The sequence below is a fragment of the Pseudopedobacter sp. genome, from assembly GCF_040392825.1.
In the GTDB taxonomy this organism is placed as follows: Bacteria; Bacteroidota; Bacteroidia; order Sphingobacteriales; family Sphingobacteriaceae; genus Pseudopedobacter.
In genome coordinates this window covers 1-16,551 of the sequence record NZ_JBEBVH010000068.1, presented here as the reverse complement: position 1 = coordinate 16,551, position 16,551 = coordinate 1, and the positions used below count along the sequence as shown (strand labels likewise).

The 16,551-nt window shown below is 35.9% G+C and carries 16 protein-coding genes; 11 read left to right on the top strand and 5 right to left on the bottom strand.

Annotated elements, in window-relative coordinates:
* Positions 1-423: 423 nt before the first annotated feature.
* Both ABWO41_RS06945 and ABWO41_RS06940 read left to right on the top strand, forming a co-directional pair.
* On the top strand, positions 424-816 hold the full coding sequence (locus tag ABWO41_RS06945) for a hypothetical protein (protein WP_353135496.1): 393 nt from the start codon (positions 424-426) through the stop codon (positions 814-816).
* A gap of 61 nt (positions 817-877) precedes the next feature.
* The gene (locus ABWO41_RS06940; RefSeq protein WP_353135493.1) at positions 878-1,624 is read left to right on the top strand and encodes an LOG family protein; all 747 of its coding nucleotides are present in this window, start codon (positions 878-880) and stop codon (positions 1,622-1,624) included.
* A gap of 124 nt (positions 1,625-1,748) precedes the next feature.
* Here ABWO41_RS06940 and ABWO41_RS06935 read toward each other — a convergent pair whose 3' ends face one another.
* Positions 1,749-2,945 carry a DUF1501 domain-containing protein gene (locus tag ABWO41_RS06935; RefSeq protein ID WP_353135490.1) on the bottom strand — a complete coding sequence of 399 codons (1,197 nt, stop codon included), beginning with the start codon at positions 2,943-2,945 and terminating at the stop codon, positions 1,749-1,751.
* 19 nt (positions 2,946-2,964) lie between these two features.
* Positions 2,965-4,347, bottom strand: a complete 1,383-nt coding sequence (locus ABWO41_RS06930) for a DUF1800 domain-containing protein (protein WP_353135487.1) — start codon at positions 4,345-4,347, stop codon at positions 2,965-2,967.
* Between the two features lie 119 nt (positions 4,348-4,466).
* Here ABWO41_RS06930 and aat point away from each other — a divergent pair, with 119 nt between their 5' ends.
* The gene (gene aat / locus ABWO41_RS06925; protein WP_353135484.1) at positions 4,467-5,099 is read left to right on the top strand and encodes a leucyl/phenylalanyl-tRNA--protein transferase; all 633 of its coding nucleotides are present in this window, start codon (positions 4,467-4,469) and stop codon (positions 5,097-5,099) included.
* A gap of 161 nt (positions 5,100-5,260) precedes the next feature.
* Here aat and ABWO41_RS06920 read toward each other — a convergent pair whose 3' ends face one another.
* Both ABWO41_RS06920 and ABWO41_RS06915 read right to left on the bottom strand, forming a co-directional pair.
* On the bottom strand, positions 5,261-5,764 hold the full coding sequence (locus ABWO41_RS06920) for an ecotin (RefSeq protein WP_353135481.1): 504 nt from the start codon (positions 5,762-5,764) through the stop codon (positions 5,261-5,263).
* Between the two features lie 190 nt (positions 5,765-5,954).
* On the bottom strand, positions 5,955-7,199 hold the full coding sequence (locus ABWO41_RS06915) for a cation:proton antiporter (RefSeq protein WP_353135478.1): 1,245 nt from the start codon (positions 7,197-7,199) through the stop codon (positions 5,955-5,957).
* Positions 7,200-7,318: 119 nt separating this feature from the next.
* Here ABWO41_RS06915 and ABWO41_RS06910 point away from each other — a divergent pair, with 119 nt between their 5' ends.
* Positions 7,319-8,272 carry a TonB family protein gene (locus tag ABWO41_RS06910; protein ID WP_353135475.1) on the top strand — a complete coding sequence of 318 codons (954 nt, stop codon included), beginning with the start codon at positions 7,319-7,321 and terminating at the stop codon, positions 8,270-8,272.
* 96 nt (positions 8,273-8,368) lie between these two features.
* The gene (gene radA / locus ABWO41_RS06905) at positions 8,369-9,751 is read left to right on the top strand and encodes a DNA repair protein RadA (protein ID WP_353135472.1); all 1,383 of its coding nucleotides are present in this window, start codon (positions 8,369-8,371) and stop codon (positions 9,749-9,751) included.
* A gap of 172 nt (positions 9,752-9,923) precedes the next feature.
* On the opposite strand, the gene ABWO41_RS06900 is transcribed toward radA, so the two are convergent.
* Positions 9,924-10,739, bottom strand: a complete 816-nt coding sequence (locus ABWO41_RS06900; RefSeq protein ID WP_353135469.1) for a hypothetical protein — start codon at positions 10,737-10,739, stop codon at positions 9,924-9,926.
* 310 nt (positions 10,740-11,049) lie between these two features.
* Between ABWO41_RS06900 and ABWO41_RS06895 the strand changes: the two genes are divergently transcribed.
* From ABWO41_RS06895 to ABWO41_RS06870, 6 genes are all read left to right on the top strand, one after another.
* Positions 11,050-12,456 carry a tetratricopeptide repeat protein gene (locus ABWO41_RS06895; protein ID WP_353135466.1) on the top strand — a complete coding sequence of 469 codons (1,407 nt, stop codon included), beginning with the start codon at positions 11,050-11,052 and terminating at the stop codon, positions 12,454-12,456.
* A gap of 81 nt (positions 12,457-12,537) precedes the next feature.
* Positions 12,538-13,302: a phosphosulfolactate synthase gene (locus tag ABWO41_RS06890; RefSeq protein ID WP_353135499.1), complete on the top strand. Its 765-nt coding sequence runs from the start codon at positions 12,538-12,540 to the stop codon at positions 13,300-13,302.
* Positions 13,303-13,326: 24 nt separating this feature from the next.
* Positions 13,327-14,076 (top strand): shikimate dehydrogenase family protein, encoded by a 750-nt coding sequence (locus ABWO41_RS06885; RefSeq protein ID WP_353135463.1) that lies wholly within the window; start codon positions 13,327-13,329, stop codon positions 14,074-14,076.
* A 16-nt stretch (positions 14,077-14,092) separates the two neighbouring features.
* Complete coding sequence (gldD, locus tag ABWO41_RS06880; protein WP_353135460.1) at positions 14,093-14,671, top strand: gliding motility lipoprotein GldD; 579 nt, start codon at positions 14,093-14,095, stop codon at positions 14,669-14,671.
* Positions 14,672-14,842: 171 nt separating this feature from the next.
* On the top strand, positions 14,843-16,162 hold the full coding sequence (locus ABWO41_RS06875) for an alpha/beta hydrolase (protein ID WP_353135457.1): 1,320 nt from the start codon (positions 14,843-14,845) through the stop codon (positions 16,160-16,162).
* Positions 16,163-16,164: 2 nt separating this feature from the next.
* Positions 16,165-16,551, top strand: a 387-nt coding sequence (locus tag ABWO41_RS06870; protein ID WP_353135454.1) for an MBL fold metallo-hydrolase, incomplete at its 3' end; no start/stop codon positions are given.

Sequence of the window (16,551 nt, the reverse complement as noted above, 5' to 3'; positions counted from 1 at the left end):
TTGGTTAAGAAAAACCAATATATGCAATTTATCTGGAAATTCACCCTAATTGCTTCCTTTTTTAACAGATATCTTACTATTATAAAACCATATAAAATCCATGTTTTGTTTAAAAAACATGGACTCAAATTGGATTTAATATAGATTCTATTTGGATTCATAGAGAATCAACTAAGGTGATGATTAAGAAAAGACGGGGCTTTCATATAATGGAAGTAGTATTGAGAATAGAATATAGCTGCCAGCCCAAATGTGATTTGTCTTCTAATTTCCACATGAACCATAAAGGCAAAGTTATAAGCCCAAAAATATCGACCTGCCCACCTTTAACCGCGACTTCCTCTTAAAGAGGTTCTCTTCTTAAGTATAAACTGATTGAACAAAACGCTAATTAATGTATCTTCGCGTTCAGGAAATAAGAACATGAAGTTAATCCTTCGATTTTTTGCATTATTAGACCTCATCTGCTTTTGCCTGTTGGCAGATCAGGCAAAAGCACAAGCACTGTCGTTTTTAAAAAATGAAACACTTACAGCTATCCAGTTTTTCTCCAGATCTCTTTTTCTGTTGGGTTGGCTTTCTATATTAGTCTCTTTTATCTTACTGATGATCCCGAAGCGAGCCGGAATTATAGTTTATTACTGCCAGCTGCCTATAAGATTCATTTATTTTATGTTTTCTTTTGGCTTCATTTCCCTGATTACCTATTTTTCCAATTGGCAGTTTATTAACAATTTATTAGTCCCTATCGCTATATTCGGAGAGTTTGTAAGGATATATGTAATGTATAAGGCAAGTATAAAGATGAAAAAGTAGTACGCACTAGAAGGCCACCACTAATGAACTAATGATTATTTTACTAATGAACTAAAAAGACATGAGCAATATATTTTTTAAAGAAGAGCAAAAATTTTTAGAAGGACCAAGAGCAAGATGGAAAGAATTGAAGTACGTGGGCGGTGTTGTTATGCAATTTTTAAAAGGATTTAGGTCTTTACATTTTATTGGTCCATGTGTCACCGTTTTTGGCTCGGCAAGATTTGATGAAAATCACCAATACTATAAAATGGCTAGAGAAGTTTCTAAACAACTGGCAGCATTGAAGTTTGCGATTATGACCGGTGGTGGTCCGGGCATTATGGAAGCGGCCAATAGAGGTGCAAAAGATGCTAACGGCCTTTCTTTGGGATGTAATATAGTGCTTCCCCACGAGCAAAGTCACAACCCATATATGGATCGTTTTGTTACATTAGGGTATTTCTTTGTTAGAAAAGAACTTTTGAGAAAATATTCTTTTGCTTTTATCATCTTCCCTGGCGGGTTTGGTACGCTTGATGAATTCTTTGAAACGGTTACCCTGATTCAAACTGGAAAGATAGAACGTTTCCCTATTGTAGTTATGGGCCGCGAATTTCATCAACATATAGAAGAACATATTGCCTTGATGGCAACACAAAGGACCATAAGCGAAGAAGATTTGCATTTAATCCTTTTTACCGATTCTATTGAAGAAGCTGTAGACCATATCACGACCTTCTCGAAAACTAAGGCAGATATTAAGAAATTAAGTGCTCCGAAGAAAGAAAGCTGGTTATTGGGTGAAAAGAAATTGAAAAGAGCATAAACGCAGACAGGGTTACTACTAAATGCAAATTACCCTGTCTGCATTTTAATTCTGATTTTTCTGTAGATTCCCTATGTATTTTAAAGAATCTGCAGAAAAATCAGGGTATTTTTAATACAGAGATTTAAATAAAGTTCAACGAAGAAAACTTCTTATTCAGAACTTTAGCATCATCAACCGCCAGCCATTTATCCAATACGGTAGCATAAACCTGTCTAAAATCTATCTGATACTTTAGATCGCCATTATCAAGGTCTTTCAGATTTGGTGCTGCATTAATTATCCCTTGTTCTTTTAAATTACCTCCGTACAAGAAAATATTATTAGCCGTTCCATGATCTGTTCCGTCACTCGCATTCTGTTGTACTCTTCTTCCAAATTCTGAAAATGTAAGTACCAGAGTGTCTTTAAAGTTTCCTGCTTTCTTCAAATCGTTAGTAAAAGCATTTATTCCTTCACTATATTGTTGTAGCAACCTTGCCTGTTGGTTTACTTGATTGATATGCGTATCAAAACCACTTAAAGAAACATAATAAACCCGTGTAGACAAACCAGAATTGATGAATTTAGCAATCGTTTTTAATTGATTTCCAAATGCATTATTTGGATAATCGGATAAAGACTTATAAGTTTTAGACTTTTCTAAGATATATTTTGCAGAAGAAGAAGTCTCTATCATCGTTTTATACAAATAACCGAGATTATCTTCATCCAGCATTTCTTTATTGTCATTAATTACTTCTCTAAAAAACGGTTCTCTGGTGTTTTTATAAAGTTGTTGCGGATCTTTAACCGCTATTCCTTTCAAATTACCGCCTTTCATCGCCAAAGACAAAGTATCATCTACTTCTATTGCCGCGTAAGGGAAGCCACATTCCTTACAGTTAGAGTCTAGATAACGTCCTATCCAACCCGTAGAAAGGTACTGATCTGAGTCGCTGGCCGTTTGCCAGATATCCATTGACCTAAAGTGAGATCTGTTTGGATTTGGATATCCTACACTGTTAATAATACTCATCTCTCCCTGATCGTACAATCCTCTTAAAGCTTCCATTGCAGGATTCAATCCCTGTACGTCATTAAGCTTAATCACTTTATCAGGAGCTATGGCAATTGTTTTTCTTCCCTGATAATATTCATCCAGACCAAAAGGAACAACCGTATTCAAACCATCGTTACCTCCAGAAAGCTGAATAATAACCAGGTTTCTATGTCCGCTTAATTTATTCAAAGCCATTGCCTCCAACGGCTTCAGGAAAGACGGAATCAGAAATGCTCCCGAAGCTAAACTTGTGTTTTTTAAAAAATCTCTTCTTTTCATTTTATTAAGTTTTTGGGAGTTAACATAATTGATATTCAGGTGTGCTTAAAATCTGTACTACTTTAGTCTTAAGCTCTGCAGACGCTGAAATATTATTTAATAACACATTATTTATTGGGGCTCTTAAAAGGAAAGAAGCTAACTCTTTATTATCTATTTTTGAGGGTAGCCCTTCTGCAAACTTGTCCCAATTTACGTTAGCTTTAATTCTTTGAGCAACTTTAGGGCTTTCTCTCCTTGCTAAGGCTATAATCGCTTCATCATCAGGGTCGGCCTTACCTTCAAACTCCAATACGCCATTATTAATTACAGTAGAAGGGATTTTTAAACGCAACATTAATGAAGAACTGTCGATAAACTCTTTACCCATTGGCCACCCAGATACATTAGGTGGGTAAAACAGCGTTTGTCCCAAAGCTTGCTGAAATCTAAACAGAACTCCTTTGTTTTCATAATCAATATAAAACTGTCTGTTCAATCCAGCAATAAATTCTATTGGCGATTTTATTTTATTGCCTACGTTTGCATCATCATAAAACCAATCTGAAGTAAACATTTTTTTTAGCAAAGGCTTCAGCTCATAGTTTTTATCATAAAAGTAATCTCCCAGTTCCTTAATACGGGCATCGTTAGGCGTTTCATTCACAAAAAAGCAGTAGAGTTTGCCTGCCATGAAATATGCGGCCTGACGCTTTTCGAAAATCATGTCCATGATATCCTGACCATTAAACTTTCCGGTTTTTCCAAAAAAAGTCTTTACCCCATCATCGTGAAGCTTGGTTGCAAATTCAAACTGACTTTCTTTATTATATCTCCATCCAGTAAATGCTCTTGCAGAAGCTTTAATATCATTTTCGGTATAATGGCCAACTCCCAGCGTAAAAAGCTCCATCAGTTCCCTTGCAAAGTTTTCATTAGGCTTACCTTTCCTATTCTGCTGATTATTCAAAAAGGATAACATTGCCCTGGACTGAGAAACAGCAATGGTTAGGGCCTTGAAGTTCCCTAAAGCGTATTCGCGGTGTATATTATTAAGCTCCTGGATATGGTATGGAGCATTTTGTTGACGGCAAGCAAAGTGTCCGTGAAAAAATAAAGTCATTTTCTCTCGCAGAAAAGCCTCGTCAAACGCCAGCTTTTCTAAAAAAGCCACATTTAGCGATCGCGTTTGCTCACTAAACATTCGTTGTCTCTGTCGTCTTTCTTCGTTAGTTAATTTACCATAGGGTATTTCCTGCTTGGGAATATCAACAACAGATAGTGGTCTGTATTTTGAAGAAGCAGAAAAGATCTTATCAACAATCTTTTCTATAGATTGCTTCCGCAGCTTTTGAAGTTCCTCATAGTGAATTCCAAAGCCTGCTCTTGCATAGAGGTGCTTTATTTTTTCATACTGATTCATAATGGTGTATATCTTTATGGGTTTTAGACCATTATATAAAACTAAGGTTTAATTCTTAAAAAGATAAATTCATTTTTTATTTTATTTTTAGCCCAGGCATTATTATAACGTATTATTCCGTGTTTTTTATATTAAACGACACATTATCATTTCCTCGGGTTGAACTGGCAGAAGAAGACGGGCTATTAGCTGTAGGCGGAGATCTTTCTCCGGAAAGGCTACTTTTGGCTTACCACAGTGGTATTTTCCCATGGTACTCTGATGAGTCTCCGATATTATGGTACGCTCCACATGAAAGGTTTGTAGTTTTTCCTCACAAACTGAAAATCAGTAAGAGCATGAAGCAAATTCTTCGTTCAAAAAAGTTTAAAGTAACTTTTGACACTGCTTTTTCAGCAGTAATCAAAGCGTGTTCGAAAATTAAAAGAAAAGATCAGGAGGATACCTGGATTACGCAAGATATGCAAGAAGCCTACATTCGCTTACATGAACTTGGTTTTGCCCATTCTGTGGAAGTATGGCAAGAGAACAAACTTGTTGGCGGATTGTATGGTGTTTTAATTAATAAGGTCTTTTGCGGAGAGTCTATGTTCTCGAAAGTCAGTAATAGTTCAAAAATTGCCTTGATATGGCTTTTTAACAATTTGGATATCAACCTGGTTGATTGTCAGGTTTACACTTCCCACCTGGAGAGCATGGGCGGCGAAATGATAAGCATGAAAGAATATTTGCGGCATTTGCACCATGTTTAATAACCAAAAATTTCCGCTCTTTCAAAGAGAATTATCAAAAATGCCGTCATTCCAATTGTAATAAATAGAATAACGGCATTTTTTACTTAATCTGATAGCTGCGAAGAAAGTCTGATCCGACCTCTAAACAGTATAGGTTCTTATTCTATAAAAATAATTTTCTATTTTTTTTGTCTTACTTCGCTGGCCTGATAAATATCTTCTTCAGCTTTGTAAATCCTGAATTGTACATCATAACCTTCCGGTACATAAATCACAATCGGCAATTGTCCATTGTAATTTACAAATTCTCGCTGCCCCGAAACGAACATATGTCTATTAGGGGTTCCGGGACAGGCCATTTGTGTAGAAAATACATCTCCTTTGGTTTTGAATATATAATAATTGTATCCCCATCCTTGCAAATCTTTCTTTTCCAGTGTTCCTTGCAGGCCATGACTGTTGCATCCGTCTACTTCCATCCATTTTCCAACAGTAAACTCAATACGCTTGTTAATATCATTCTTTGAATGCGGAACTTCTATAACTAATTGCTTATATCCTTTTTCTGGTTTCGGATAAATAGACAGGTCTTGTTTAATAATTGTGGATTGTGCCATGATACTTAAACTCAAGCCAACAAGAGCTAATGTAAAGCTTAGTTTATTTAAAATTTGTTTTCTCATAATAATTTATGTTTAATATTCTCTAATAGTTTGCTTGCATTAACAAACATTAGTCAATACCATCTAGCATTTATTGTTGATACAATATAACATTAATAATACAATGTATTCAGCAGCAAATGGCTTAATGCAGCAAATTAGATGAGGCTTCGATTTTATATTTAATAATAAGATTTCTGCTATTCCAGTATTAAGTTTTTGGTAAAACCCTGTTAGCCAGTTTTCCTATTGTTAAGCCCTGAACTACAATAGAAAATACAACAACAAAATAGGTGATAGAGATAATCAATTCTTTATAAGGTCCGTTTGAAATAGATAAGGCTAATGCAATAGACACCCCACCCCTCAATCCTCCCCATACCAAGATTCTAATTGTTGGCATATCAAATTTCTCATTAAAAGGGATCATTCTTGCTGGTATAAAAATAGAAAGAAACCGGCCCATCAATACCACAACAATAGCCAATAGGCCTACGGCCCAATAATCAAAAACTTGCGGAATCAATAACAGTTCGAATCCTATGAAAAGAAATAAAATGGCGTTAAGAATTTCGTCAATCAATTCCCAGAATTTGTTTAGATAATCTTTAGTAGCGGGGGCTATAGTATGGCTTCGCTTTCCATAATTCCCGAGGACTAAACCTGCTGATACCATAGTTAAAGGCCCTGATATATGTAAGCTATGCGCCACCAGATAACCGCCCATTACAACAGATAAAGTCATTAAAACGGACACTTTATAATCGTCTACTTTTCTCATAAAATTGGCGGAGCCGATTCCCAAAACTACGCCAAGCAGTAAGCCCCCTAATGCTTCCTTAATAAACAGCCAACTGATATTGCCGAAAGAAATATCGACATCAGAACCTTGTGTAAGCTTTAGAATCACTGCAAAAACCACTACTGCGACCCCGTCGTTAAATAAAGATTCTCCTGCAACTTTAGTTTCAAGAGACTTTGGAACATTTGCGCCTTTTAAAATACCCAATACAGCAATAGGATCCGTAGGAGAAATTAACGCTCCAAATAATAAACAATAAATAAAAGGAAGATCTATCGATAAATAAGGAAGCAGATAAAATAATATACTACCGATAGCGAAAGTTGATATAACAACACTTATTGATGAAAAAACTATTACTGGAAGCTTCTGCTCGCGCAAATCTGACAAATTGATGTGAATAGCTCCTGCAAACAACAAAAAATTTAACATGGCTCCCATCAGTACCTCTGTGAAATCCACATCTTTGAGTATTTCTGAAAAATCTCTTAATAAAGCCGGATAAATATTTCCCAAAACAACCAGAGCCATAGAAACGAACATGGCAATAAGCATAACGCCAATAGTAGACGGCAATTTTAGATAGCGAATGTTGAGATAAGAAAATATTGATGCCAATACGATAAGCACAGAAAAAGAATAGTATAGCTCCATAAATTATTAATAATCGAACATTTACGTTTTTAATATGCTAAAATTAATAATTCAATATTTTATATCGGATTTTTACCGCTTTCTTTGCTCGTTATTTTAAAAGAATTATTTTAGCACATATGAAAATTATTTTACTCTTAAGTCTGACTGCACTTTCGTTTTCTACTTTTGCACAAAGAGGTCAGAATGTATACTTCTTAAAAAATGATGGAAGAGAAGTCAAAATAAGAGACAGTGCTGATTTTATCCGTATTATAAGAGAGCCTGATGAAGGTAAACCTTTTTACGAATTGGTAGAATACTATCATAATAATGAGTTGAAGAGAACCGGGGAAACTTCTAATATAAGCCCATTAAAATTGGAAGGACGCGTGCTTTCTTATGCAAAAAACGGCCAAGTTGTAAGTGATCTAACCTACAGCAAAGGTCTTATACAAGGTGAAGCAAAAATGTTTTATAACAATGGAAAGCTCAAAGAAATCAGGAAATATGAATCTGACCCAACAGAACCATTGAAAAGAATTTTTAAAATCTTACAGATTGCAGATTCTTTAGGTAATACATTTCTTGATGGAAATGGGAATGGATTTGTAAATCAGTCACTAGCCAATGGAGATTACAGAAAAGGGGAATATGTAAATGGCAAAAAAAACGGTTTTTGGGAAGAGTATAATTCAAAATCGAAAATTAAAAACGAGGATCTTTATGATCATGGAGAATTTATAAGTGGAAAATTTACTACCGACGACGAAGAAACTGGAACCTATACAATAAAAGAAAAACTACCCCAGTTTAAAGGGGGGGTAAAACGCTTTTACGTTTTTCTTTCGAATAATCTAAAATATCCAAGCGACAGTAAGAAAAACAAAGAACAGGGGCAAGTTGTACTAAAGTTTATAGTAGAAAAAGATGGCACATTGTCTGATATTAAGGTATTACGAGGTATTTCGTCCTCGTTGGATGATGAAGCTATTCGAGTATTACAATTGAGTCCTAAATGGGAGCCGGGAATACAGAACGGCAGAGCGGCCAGAACGTCGTTCACTGTACCTATTACTTTCCGCTTACAGTAATAAAACAGTTGAATAAGTAATTAAGAACTAAATCCACAAACTTTTTGTAATCCGGGAAATAAACATCGTACTTCGTAATCTAAAATCTAACATCAATTGGCTAAAACAAAAACATCCTATTTCTGTCAGAGTTGCGGATACGAATCCCCAAAATGGTTAGGCAAATGCCCCTCTTGCCAACAATGGAATACTTTTGTAGAAGAAATTGTAGAAAAGAAAACCGGCGGAATTCCCGATTGGAGAAATATAACACACACGGCTGTTTCCAGAACCAATCAGCCACATAAAATTCAGGAAATTACCTATACAGAAGAGCATAGACTAATTACGCCAGACAAAGAATTGAATAGAGTTTTAGGTGGAGGAATTGTGGGTGGCTCTTTAGTGTTAATTGGCGGAGAACCTGGTATTGGAAAATCTACGCTAATGCTTCAACTAGCATTAACACTTCCAAAAATAAAGGTTTTATACGTATCGGGAGAAGAAAGTGAACAGCAGATTAAATTGAGAGCCGAAAGGATTTTATCTTCGCCTCTCTCCGACTGTTATATTCTAACTGAAACGTCCACTCAAAATATATTCAAGCAAATAGAGGTTTTAGAGCCAAACATTGTTGTTATCGATTCTATACAGACGCTGCATTCTGCTCATATAGAGTCCACTCCGGGAAGTGTGTCACAAGTTAGAGAGTGTACAGCCGAACTTTTACGCTTTGCAAAAGAGTCTAATACTCCTGTCTTTTTAATTGGACATATTACTAAAGATGGAATGATTGCCGGACCAAAAATACTGGAACATATGGTTGACACCGTACTGCAATTTGAAGGCGATAGACATCATGTTTACAGAATTTTAAGAGCAATAAAAAACAGATTCGGCTCCGCTTCGGAATTAGGAATCTACGAAATGCAGGGCAGCGGATTACGGGAAGTTTCAAACCCTTCAGAAATATTACTTTCGCTAAGAGAAGAAGCTTTAAGCGGAGTAACCGTATCGGCTACCATGGAGGGAATGAGGCCAATGCTTATTGAAACGCAGGCTTTAGTAAGCAATTCTCCATACGGCACTCCGCAGCGTTCGGCTACCGGATTTGATACCAAGCGCATGAACATGCTATTGGCTGTTTTAGAAAAAAGGTGTGGTTTTAAGCTTGGAGCAAAAGATGTCTTTCTTAATATTGCCGGGGGAATTAAAATAGAAGATCCAAGTATAGACTTAGGTCTTATTGCAGCCATAATCTCCTCTCATGAAGACATTCCAATTTCCCATAAAATATGTTTTGCTGCCGAAGTGGGCCTTTCGGGAGAAATTAGAGCCGTAACCAGAATAGAACAGCGTATTGCAGAAGCGGAAAAGCTTGGTTTCGAGCAGATTTTTATATCTAAATACAACAAGAAAGGGTTAGACTTAAGTAAATTTCAAATAGCAATACAAACAGTGGCTAAGGTTGAAGAAGTATTTGAATTGCTATTTGGGTAGTTTGGTTTTTCTGCATAGAGCCTTAACGAAACCACAAAGGACACAAGAATATTTTTAAACCTTGTGCCCTTTGGAGTTATAAAGCTTATTTGTTCATATCAGATACATTACTATATCTATCCGAATCTTTTAGCTTTAAGATTTGTACATTCAGCTTGTAGCCTTTATAAATTTAAGGTGTAATTTTAGAAGTTCTCTCAATTTCTCCGTATGTACCGCCAACTTCTTTACCTTTAGGATCTATTAAAGATAGCTTCACTTCAAGATCTCCAGCCTTCGCCCCTTTAATCAAATACGGTTTCCAGGAATCTACAGTAAATGTGGTATCTCCTACCTCCACTTTTACTTTGTAGTCATTAGGAGAAAGATTGAGGTTCTTTACATAAAAATCCAGCAACAGATTTTCAGTATCTGCTCCTTTATATTCCCCTTTAGGTCTGCTATAGAATAACATAGGGTCCATAGGATCTTCGGCCTTCACATACTTTCCATTAGCATCTACTTTAAATTTCACCAATACCGAAGCATCCGGTGTTTTCAAAGACAAATGATATGATCTGGAAAGGAAACAAAGTAACACATGTTCTGAATTTTTTGCTAACGTAACGGAATGTGTAGGCTTGTATAAAGCAACGTACGGCTTGTTGTCTAATATAAAATGAATATGCTGCCCTTCTGCAGAGTTTGCAGTATGTTCTTTATGCCCATCTTCCGTTTGCTTAGTTAGTTCATAATTTTGTACATCAAAATCAAAAGTTAATTTTACGGAGTCACCTGCAATTTCAGACTTCACATTTTTGATATCTAATTTAGCGTTCTGAAAGTCGTTAGTCTCTTGCATAGCCTCAATTGAAAGAGATTCTGGTTCTGCTGCCAGCGAATCTAACTTCTGTTGGGACGAGTTCTGCCTATTTTGGTTACACGATGTCAAAGCCGAGAATGCAGCAATACCAACAGCCAGCATTAAGGCATTAATTTGTTTTTTCATAATGGTATTTTTTAAATTTTAGCACTAGTTTTTAACATTAGCGAACAGATAATGTTTTCAATTTTTTAAAAACCGGAGGCTTGTGGCCTTCTTTAAAATGTTACTGTGACAGTTTTTTAGTTCGAAGCCCACAAATTTTGGCTATTTTTGTCAATCGCGTTTTTAATTTTCGACAAAACGGGCATAGTTGTTGAAAACTTGTTATTTGGATTGATCGAATAAAATTATAATTTGAGGGTAATAATTTTCCATAAAAGCTGATACAATAAAATTTTTAGGAAGAAATACGTTCTCATAAGAAAGGTAGAATATGGAAGAAGAAGAATTTGAGTTTGAGTTTTCTGAAGACCCTAAACATTCGGTGGAGCGATATGAAGAGATGGTCCGTAATGATGATCATTATTTCTTTGACTCCCATGTTTTTGACAATATTATTGATTACTATATTGAAAAAAACGAGCCGGCAAAAGCACTTCAGGTTACGGAATATGCCGTTTCGCAGCACCCTTTTGTAGTTACTTTTTTAACTAAGCAGGCCCAACTTTATCTTATCCTAAACAATTTGCCCAAAGCATTTGAGTCTTTAGACAAAGCGGAGCTTCTGGAGCCTTCAGATCCTGATATATTCCTTTTAAGAGGTAATATCTACGAAAATCTTGGTAGGTATGATGAAGCTCTAGAACACCTTTTTAAAGCGCTGGAACATGCGGAGCATGAAGAAGATATCCTGATGCAGATTTCTTACGTTTACCAGAATCTTGGCGATTATGAGCAAGCTATTGTTTATTTAAAACGCTGTTTGCAAAATAATATGGAAAATCAGGACGCCCTTTACGAACTGGCTTTTTGTTATGACGTTTTAGACAAGCAGGACGAAAGCATTCAGTTTTATAAGCAGTACATAGACAATGAGCCTTATTCTTATGCTGCCTGGTATAATCTGGGAAATGCTTATCATAAATACGAAATGTATGAAAAAGCAATAGACGCCTATGATTATGCCCTTCTAATTAAAGAAGACTTTTCATCTGCTTATTTTAATAAGGGAAACACACTTATACAACTAAACAGGTTCGAAGAAGCCATAGAAGTCTTTAAACAAACTTTTGATTATGAAGCTCCGGATGCACATACTTATTGTGCAATTGGCGAATGTTACGAGAAGTTAGAAAAAATGGAAGAAGCTCGTAACTATTATAAAAAAGCGGTAAAAATAAGCAGTACCCTGGCCGATGCATGGTATGGAATAGGTGTGACCCTTGATTTTGAACAAAGATTTTTTGAATCATTACATTATTATAAAAAAGCGCTTAAAATTGATGAGGGAAACCCTGATTACTGGTTTGCTATTGCAGATGCGTATTATAAGCTGAAAAACCTGGAAGAATCTGAAAAAGCTTATGAAAAAGTAGTAGAACTTAACCCTTTAGATGTAGACGCCTGGCTGGATTATTCTTCGGTATCGTTTGAACAGAACGACATTAAAAAATGTATCGAAATTATTGCAGAAGGTATTAAAAATAATCCGGAGGCGGCAGAACTTCATTACAGGTTAGTAGCATATTTATTTGCAGACGGACAGACAAAAGAAGCTTTGGCTCAATTACATAAAGCTTTAAGTGCTGATCCCGAAAAACACTATCTGCTTTTCGAATATTTACCCGTTCTTCAAAACAACAAAATAATTATCGATATCATTAACAGTTTTAGACGCTAAAGAATCAAGAAAAAAAAATCAGAAGCCAACCAATGATTGACTTTTGGTTTTTTTTTTGAACTTTTGCAATTAGTTATGAGTTTGAATTACACACTGAACAATATTCCTGAGCGTACAGTTAAACCCAGAAACAAGGGAATTACCATGGTGATGGACAAAGGTCTAAGCCTCCGTCAAGTTGAAGATTTCTTAGAAGTAGCAGGAATTCATACAGACATAGTTAAATTAGGCTGGGCAACATCTTATGTTACTCCCAACTTAGAAGAAAAGCTAAAACTTTACAGAGAAGCAAATATTCCGGTTTATTTCGGAGGGACTCTGTTTGAGGCCTTCATCATCAGAGATCAATTTGACGACTATAGACGTACTTTAGATAAATTCGGGATGGAATTTGCGGAAGTGTCGGATGGATCTATAGACATCAATCACGAGGAAAAATGCAAATTCATATCGAAATTAAGCGAACAAGTAACCGTAATTTCTGAAGTGGGATCAAAGGATGCTACCAAAATCTTCGCTCCGTATAAATGGATTCAGCTGATGCAGGCCGAAATAGATGCCGGTTCCTGGAAAGTTATTGCTGAAGCAAGAGAGGGCGGGAATGTAGGTATCTATCGTGATTCGGGAGAGGTAAGACAAGGTCTCGTTGATGAAATATTAACTCAAATTCCGGAAGAAAAAATTATTTGGGAAGCCCCTCAAAAAGCACAGCAGGTTTGGTTTATTGAATTAATTGGCACTAACGTTAATTTAGGAAATATTGCTCCTGCAGAAGTTATTCCCTTAGAAACCATCCGCTTAGGACTAAGAGGCGATACCTTTAATCATTTTCTGAATAAAAAATAATCGCAGTTAGCTGCATCATATTTGATGAAAAAGTTTGGATTAATTGGATATCCTCTGGGACATTCATTCTCTGAGAAATATTTTACAGAAAAATTCGAAAATCTGGGTTTGCAAGATCATAGCTATAAGCTCTTTCCTATAGAGAACGTAGCTAAGGACTTTCCCAAATTGTTGGAAGAAAATCCACTTTTAAGTGGCATAAATGTCACTATTCCTCATAAAATTGAGGTAATGGGCTTCTTAAACGAAATAGACGAAGCGGCAAAAGCCATTGGTGCCGTAAATTGTATTAAATTCACATCAACAGCGAATAATCAAAAACATTTAAAAGGATATAATACCGATGCTTACGGATTCGAAATGTCCTTATCTCCATTGCTGGAATCTCATCATAAAAAAGCCCTGATATTAGGCAATGGCGGGGCAGCTAAAGCAGTTAAATATGTTTTAGAGAAGTTGGGAATCGAATATAAATATGTATCCAGAAATCCAGGTCCAGATATGCTATCGTACGCAGATCTGAATAAAGAGATTATGGATAATCACCATATCATTATCAATACCAGTCCGGTTGGGACTTATCCAAACGTTACAGAAAAGCCTGATCTCCCTTATGAATTCATTTCGGATAAACACTTATTTTACGATTTGATCTATAATCCGGCAGAAACTGTTTTTTTAGCAAAAGGAAGAGAAAAAGGGGCCAAAACAAAAAATGGCTACGAAATGCTCGAGCTTCAGGCAGAAAAATCCTGGGAAATCTGGAACGGGTAAATGTACAGTAAATATCATGAGAATTTACCTATATATTCTTTTGTTCTCTTTAGGACTTATTTCTTGTTCCGGAAATGGTAATTACTCCCCCAAACCCCGAGGATATTTTAGGATAGAGTTCCCGGAAAAATCTTACAGGCAATTCCAATCAGATGCTCCTTTCACTTTTGAATATCCTTTATATGCAGCAATGTACCCGGACAGCTCGAAAGAATCCAGGAAAAACTGGTATAATTTAACTTTTCCAGATTTTAACGCCCGTCTACATATTAGTTATTACAATTTTTCCAATCAAAAAGAATTAGAGCAACTTACAGAAGATTCCAGAAAACTAGCCTTTAAGCATACTATAAAGGCAACAGGCATAGACGAAGCTATAATTAGAAACCAGAAAAAAAAGGTATATGGAATTTACTATACCATAGAGGGAAATACGGCATCTGTCTTACAGTTTTACCTTACAGACAGTACAAAACACTATCTTAGAGGGGCTTTATATTTTAACGAAAAGCCTAAGTTTGATTCCGTTCAGCCTGTTGCACATTTTATTAAACAGGATCTGGATAAGATGATAACGACTTTCAAGTGGAAATAGACTCAATATAAGAGCTTCAAAGTTTTCGAGTTTAGAATAAAGTTCCGGATTGTGTGTGTGCAGAAATAAATCATATAAATTTCAAATAATACTCTATACAATCCGCTTATAAATGTTTATTATTAAGCGTTAAAATTAAAGTTTAGCAGTTATACAAGAATCTCAAATAAAATGAAGAAAGCGCTTTCGGTTTTATCTATTTTATTATGTAGCAGTTTTGCCTTTGCACAAGGCTTCTTTACCTACATAGATCAGTCTACCCGATTTTTTGAAACATTAAATAAAAACAATTTTAAAGAAGCTCAGCAGTTTTTTGACTCCGGTTTACACGAAAAAATAAAACCAGAATCTTTAGAAGTTATGTGGAAGCAAATTACCGCAAGCTTAGGGAATTTCGAATCTATAAACGGCGCACAAAACAAAAGCCAGGACAGCATACAATCTGTAATTTTAGATTGCAAGTTTAAATATGGCTCCCAACCGTTCCAGTTTGTATACAATAAGGATGCTAAATTGATAGGATTTTTTATTGTGCCTGCAAAACAAATTGCACAATATAAACCTGCAACATATGCTGATACATCTGCCTATAAGGAAAGCTTTATTACTATAAAATCAGGGGATTTTGATTTACCCGGAATGCTAACTCTTCCTAAAAAAGGTGAAAATTTTCCTTTGGTAATTTTTGTTCATGGCTCTGGCCCTTCAGACATGGATGAAACAGTTGGACAGCACAAACCGTTCAAAGATTTAGCAGAAGGCCTGGCTACACAAGGAATTGCTTCTATCAGATACGTTAAAAGAACCATGCTTTATGGCCAATCTTTTATGAATAAATCGTATACATTAAAAGAAGAAGTAGAAGACGACTTACAAAAAGCCCTTGAATATGCACATAGCATTCCTGAAATAGATAAAAGTAAGATTTATATTTTCGGGCACAGTCTTGGCGGAATGGTTGCTCCGCGATTTGCTTCTAAAAATCCTGATTTAAAAGGTATTGTAATTGCTGCTGCTCCGGCCAGAACTTTCGGAGAGGTATTGGTTGAGCAATATCAGTACCTTCAAAAAACATCGCAGGATACCAGCGCACAGACAAAAAAAATATTTGCAGATGCTATCCAGGAAGCTAAAAAAGGAGCAGCAATAAAACCTAATGCACTTCCAAAAGACACCTTAATTATAGGTCTGCCTGTATCTTACTGGTTGGATATCAATTCACTAAATCAGGTGGCAACAGCTAAAAAACTAAAAAACAGAATATTGGTTATTCAGGGAGGTAACGATTATCAGGTTAGTACAGCCGACTACAACCTTTGGAAATCTGCGTTAAAAGGGAAAAATGTGACTTTTAAGCTTTACCCTATGCTAAATCATTTATTTAGCTTTGTAAGTGAAAAAGGTACCAGTTTACAATATCAGGAACCTGGAAATGTAGAAGCTGTTTTGGTTACCGATATTGCAAGTTGGATTTTAGAAGAAAAGCAATAATCATGTTAAAACTTAAGCAATTTGTAAATAACCCTTATCAGGAAAACACATATATTTTATCGGATGAAACCAAGGCCTGTGTAATCATTGATCCCGGAATGTACAATGCTACAGAACAAAACGCTGTAGTAAATTACATTAAGGAAAATGATTTGAAGCCGGAACTACTGCTTAATACACATTGCCATATAGATCATGTTTTGGGGAACAAATTTGTCTTTGATATTTACGGATTAAAGCCGCAAATACATCAGGGGGAACTGCCATTACTCCATGCTGTGCCAGCTTACGCCCCCCAACAAGGTTTCAACTACGAAGTTTCGCCCGAACCGGAAGTTTTCTTAACAGAAGAAGATATTATACATTTCGGAAACTCTTCTCTGCAGATT

Coding starts and splice junctions, on each gene's coding strand:
- ABWO41_RS06915 (WP_353135478.1), bottom strand. CDS start 7,199: ATGGAGCTATACTATTCTTTTTCTGTGCTTATCGTATTGGCATCAATA.
- ABWO41_RS06940 (WP_353135493.1), top strand. CDS start 878: ATGAGCAATATATTTTTTAAAGAAGAGCAAAAATTTTTAGAAGGACCA.
- ABWO41_RS06935 (WP_353135490.1), bottom strand. CDS start 2,945: ATGAAAAGAAGAGATTTTTTAAAAAACACAAGTTTAGCTTCGGGAGCA.
- ABWO41_RS06885 (WP_353135463.1), top strand. CDS start 13,327: ATGAAAAAGTTTGGATTAATTGGATATCCTCTGGGACATTCATTCTCT.
- ABWO41_RS06875 (WP_353135457.1), top strand. CDS start 14,843: ATGAAGAAAGCGCTTTCGGTTTTATCTATTTTATTATGTAGCAGTTTT.
- ABWO41_RS06900 (WP_353135469.1), bottom strand. CDS start 10,739: ATGAAAAAACAAATTAATGCCTTAATGCTGGCTGTTGGTATTGCTGCA.
- ABWO41_RS06945 (WP_353135496.1), top strand. CDS start 424: ATGAAGTTAATCCTTCGATTTTTTGCATTATTAGACCTCATCTGCTTT.
- ABWO41_RS06930 (WP_353135487.1), bottom strand. CDS start 4,347: ATGAATCAGTATGAAAAAATAAAGCACCTCTATGCAAGAGCAGGCTTT.
- ABWO41_RS06920 (WP_353135481.1), bottom strand. CDS start 5,764: ATGAGAAAACAAATTTTAAATAAACTAAGCTTTACATTAGCTCTTGTT.
- gldD (WP_353135460.1), top strand. CDS start 14,093: ATGAGAATTTACCTATATATTCTTTTGTTCTCTTTAGGACTTATTTCT.
- ABWO41_RS06910 (WP_353135475.1), top strand. CDS start 7,319: ATGAAAATTATTTTACTCTTAAGTCTGACTGCACTTTCGTTTTCTACT.
- ABWO41_RS06895 (WP_353135466.1), top strand. CDS start 11,050: ATGGAAGAAGAAGAATTTGAGTTTGAGTTTTCTGAAGACCCTAAACAT.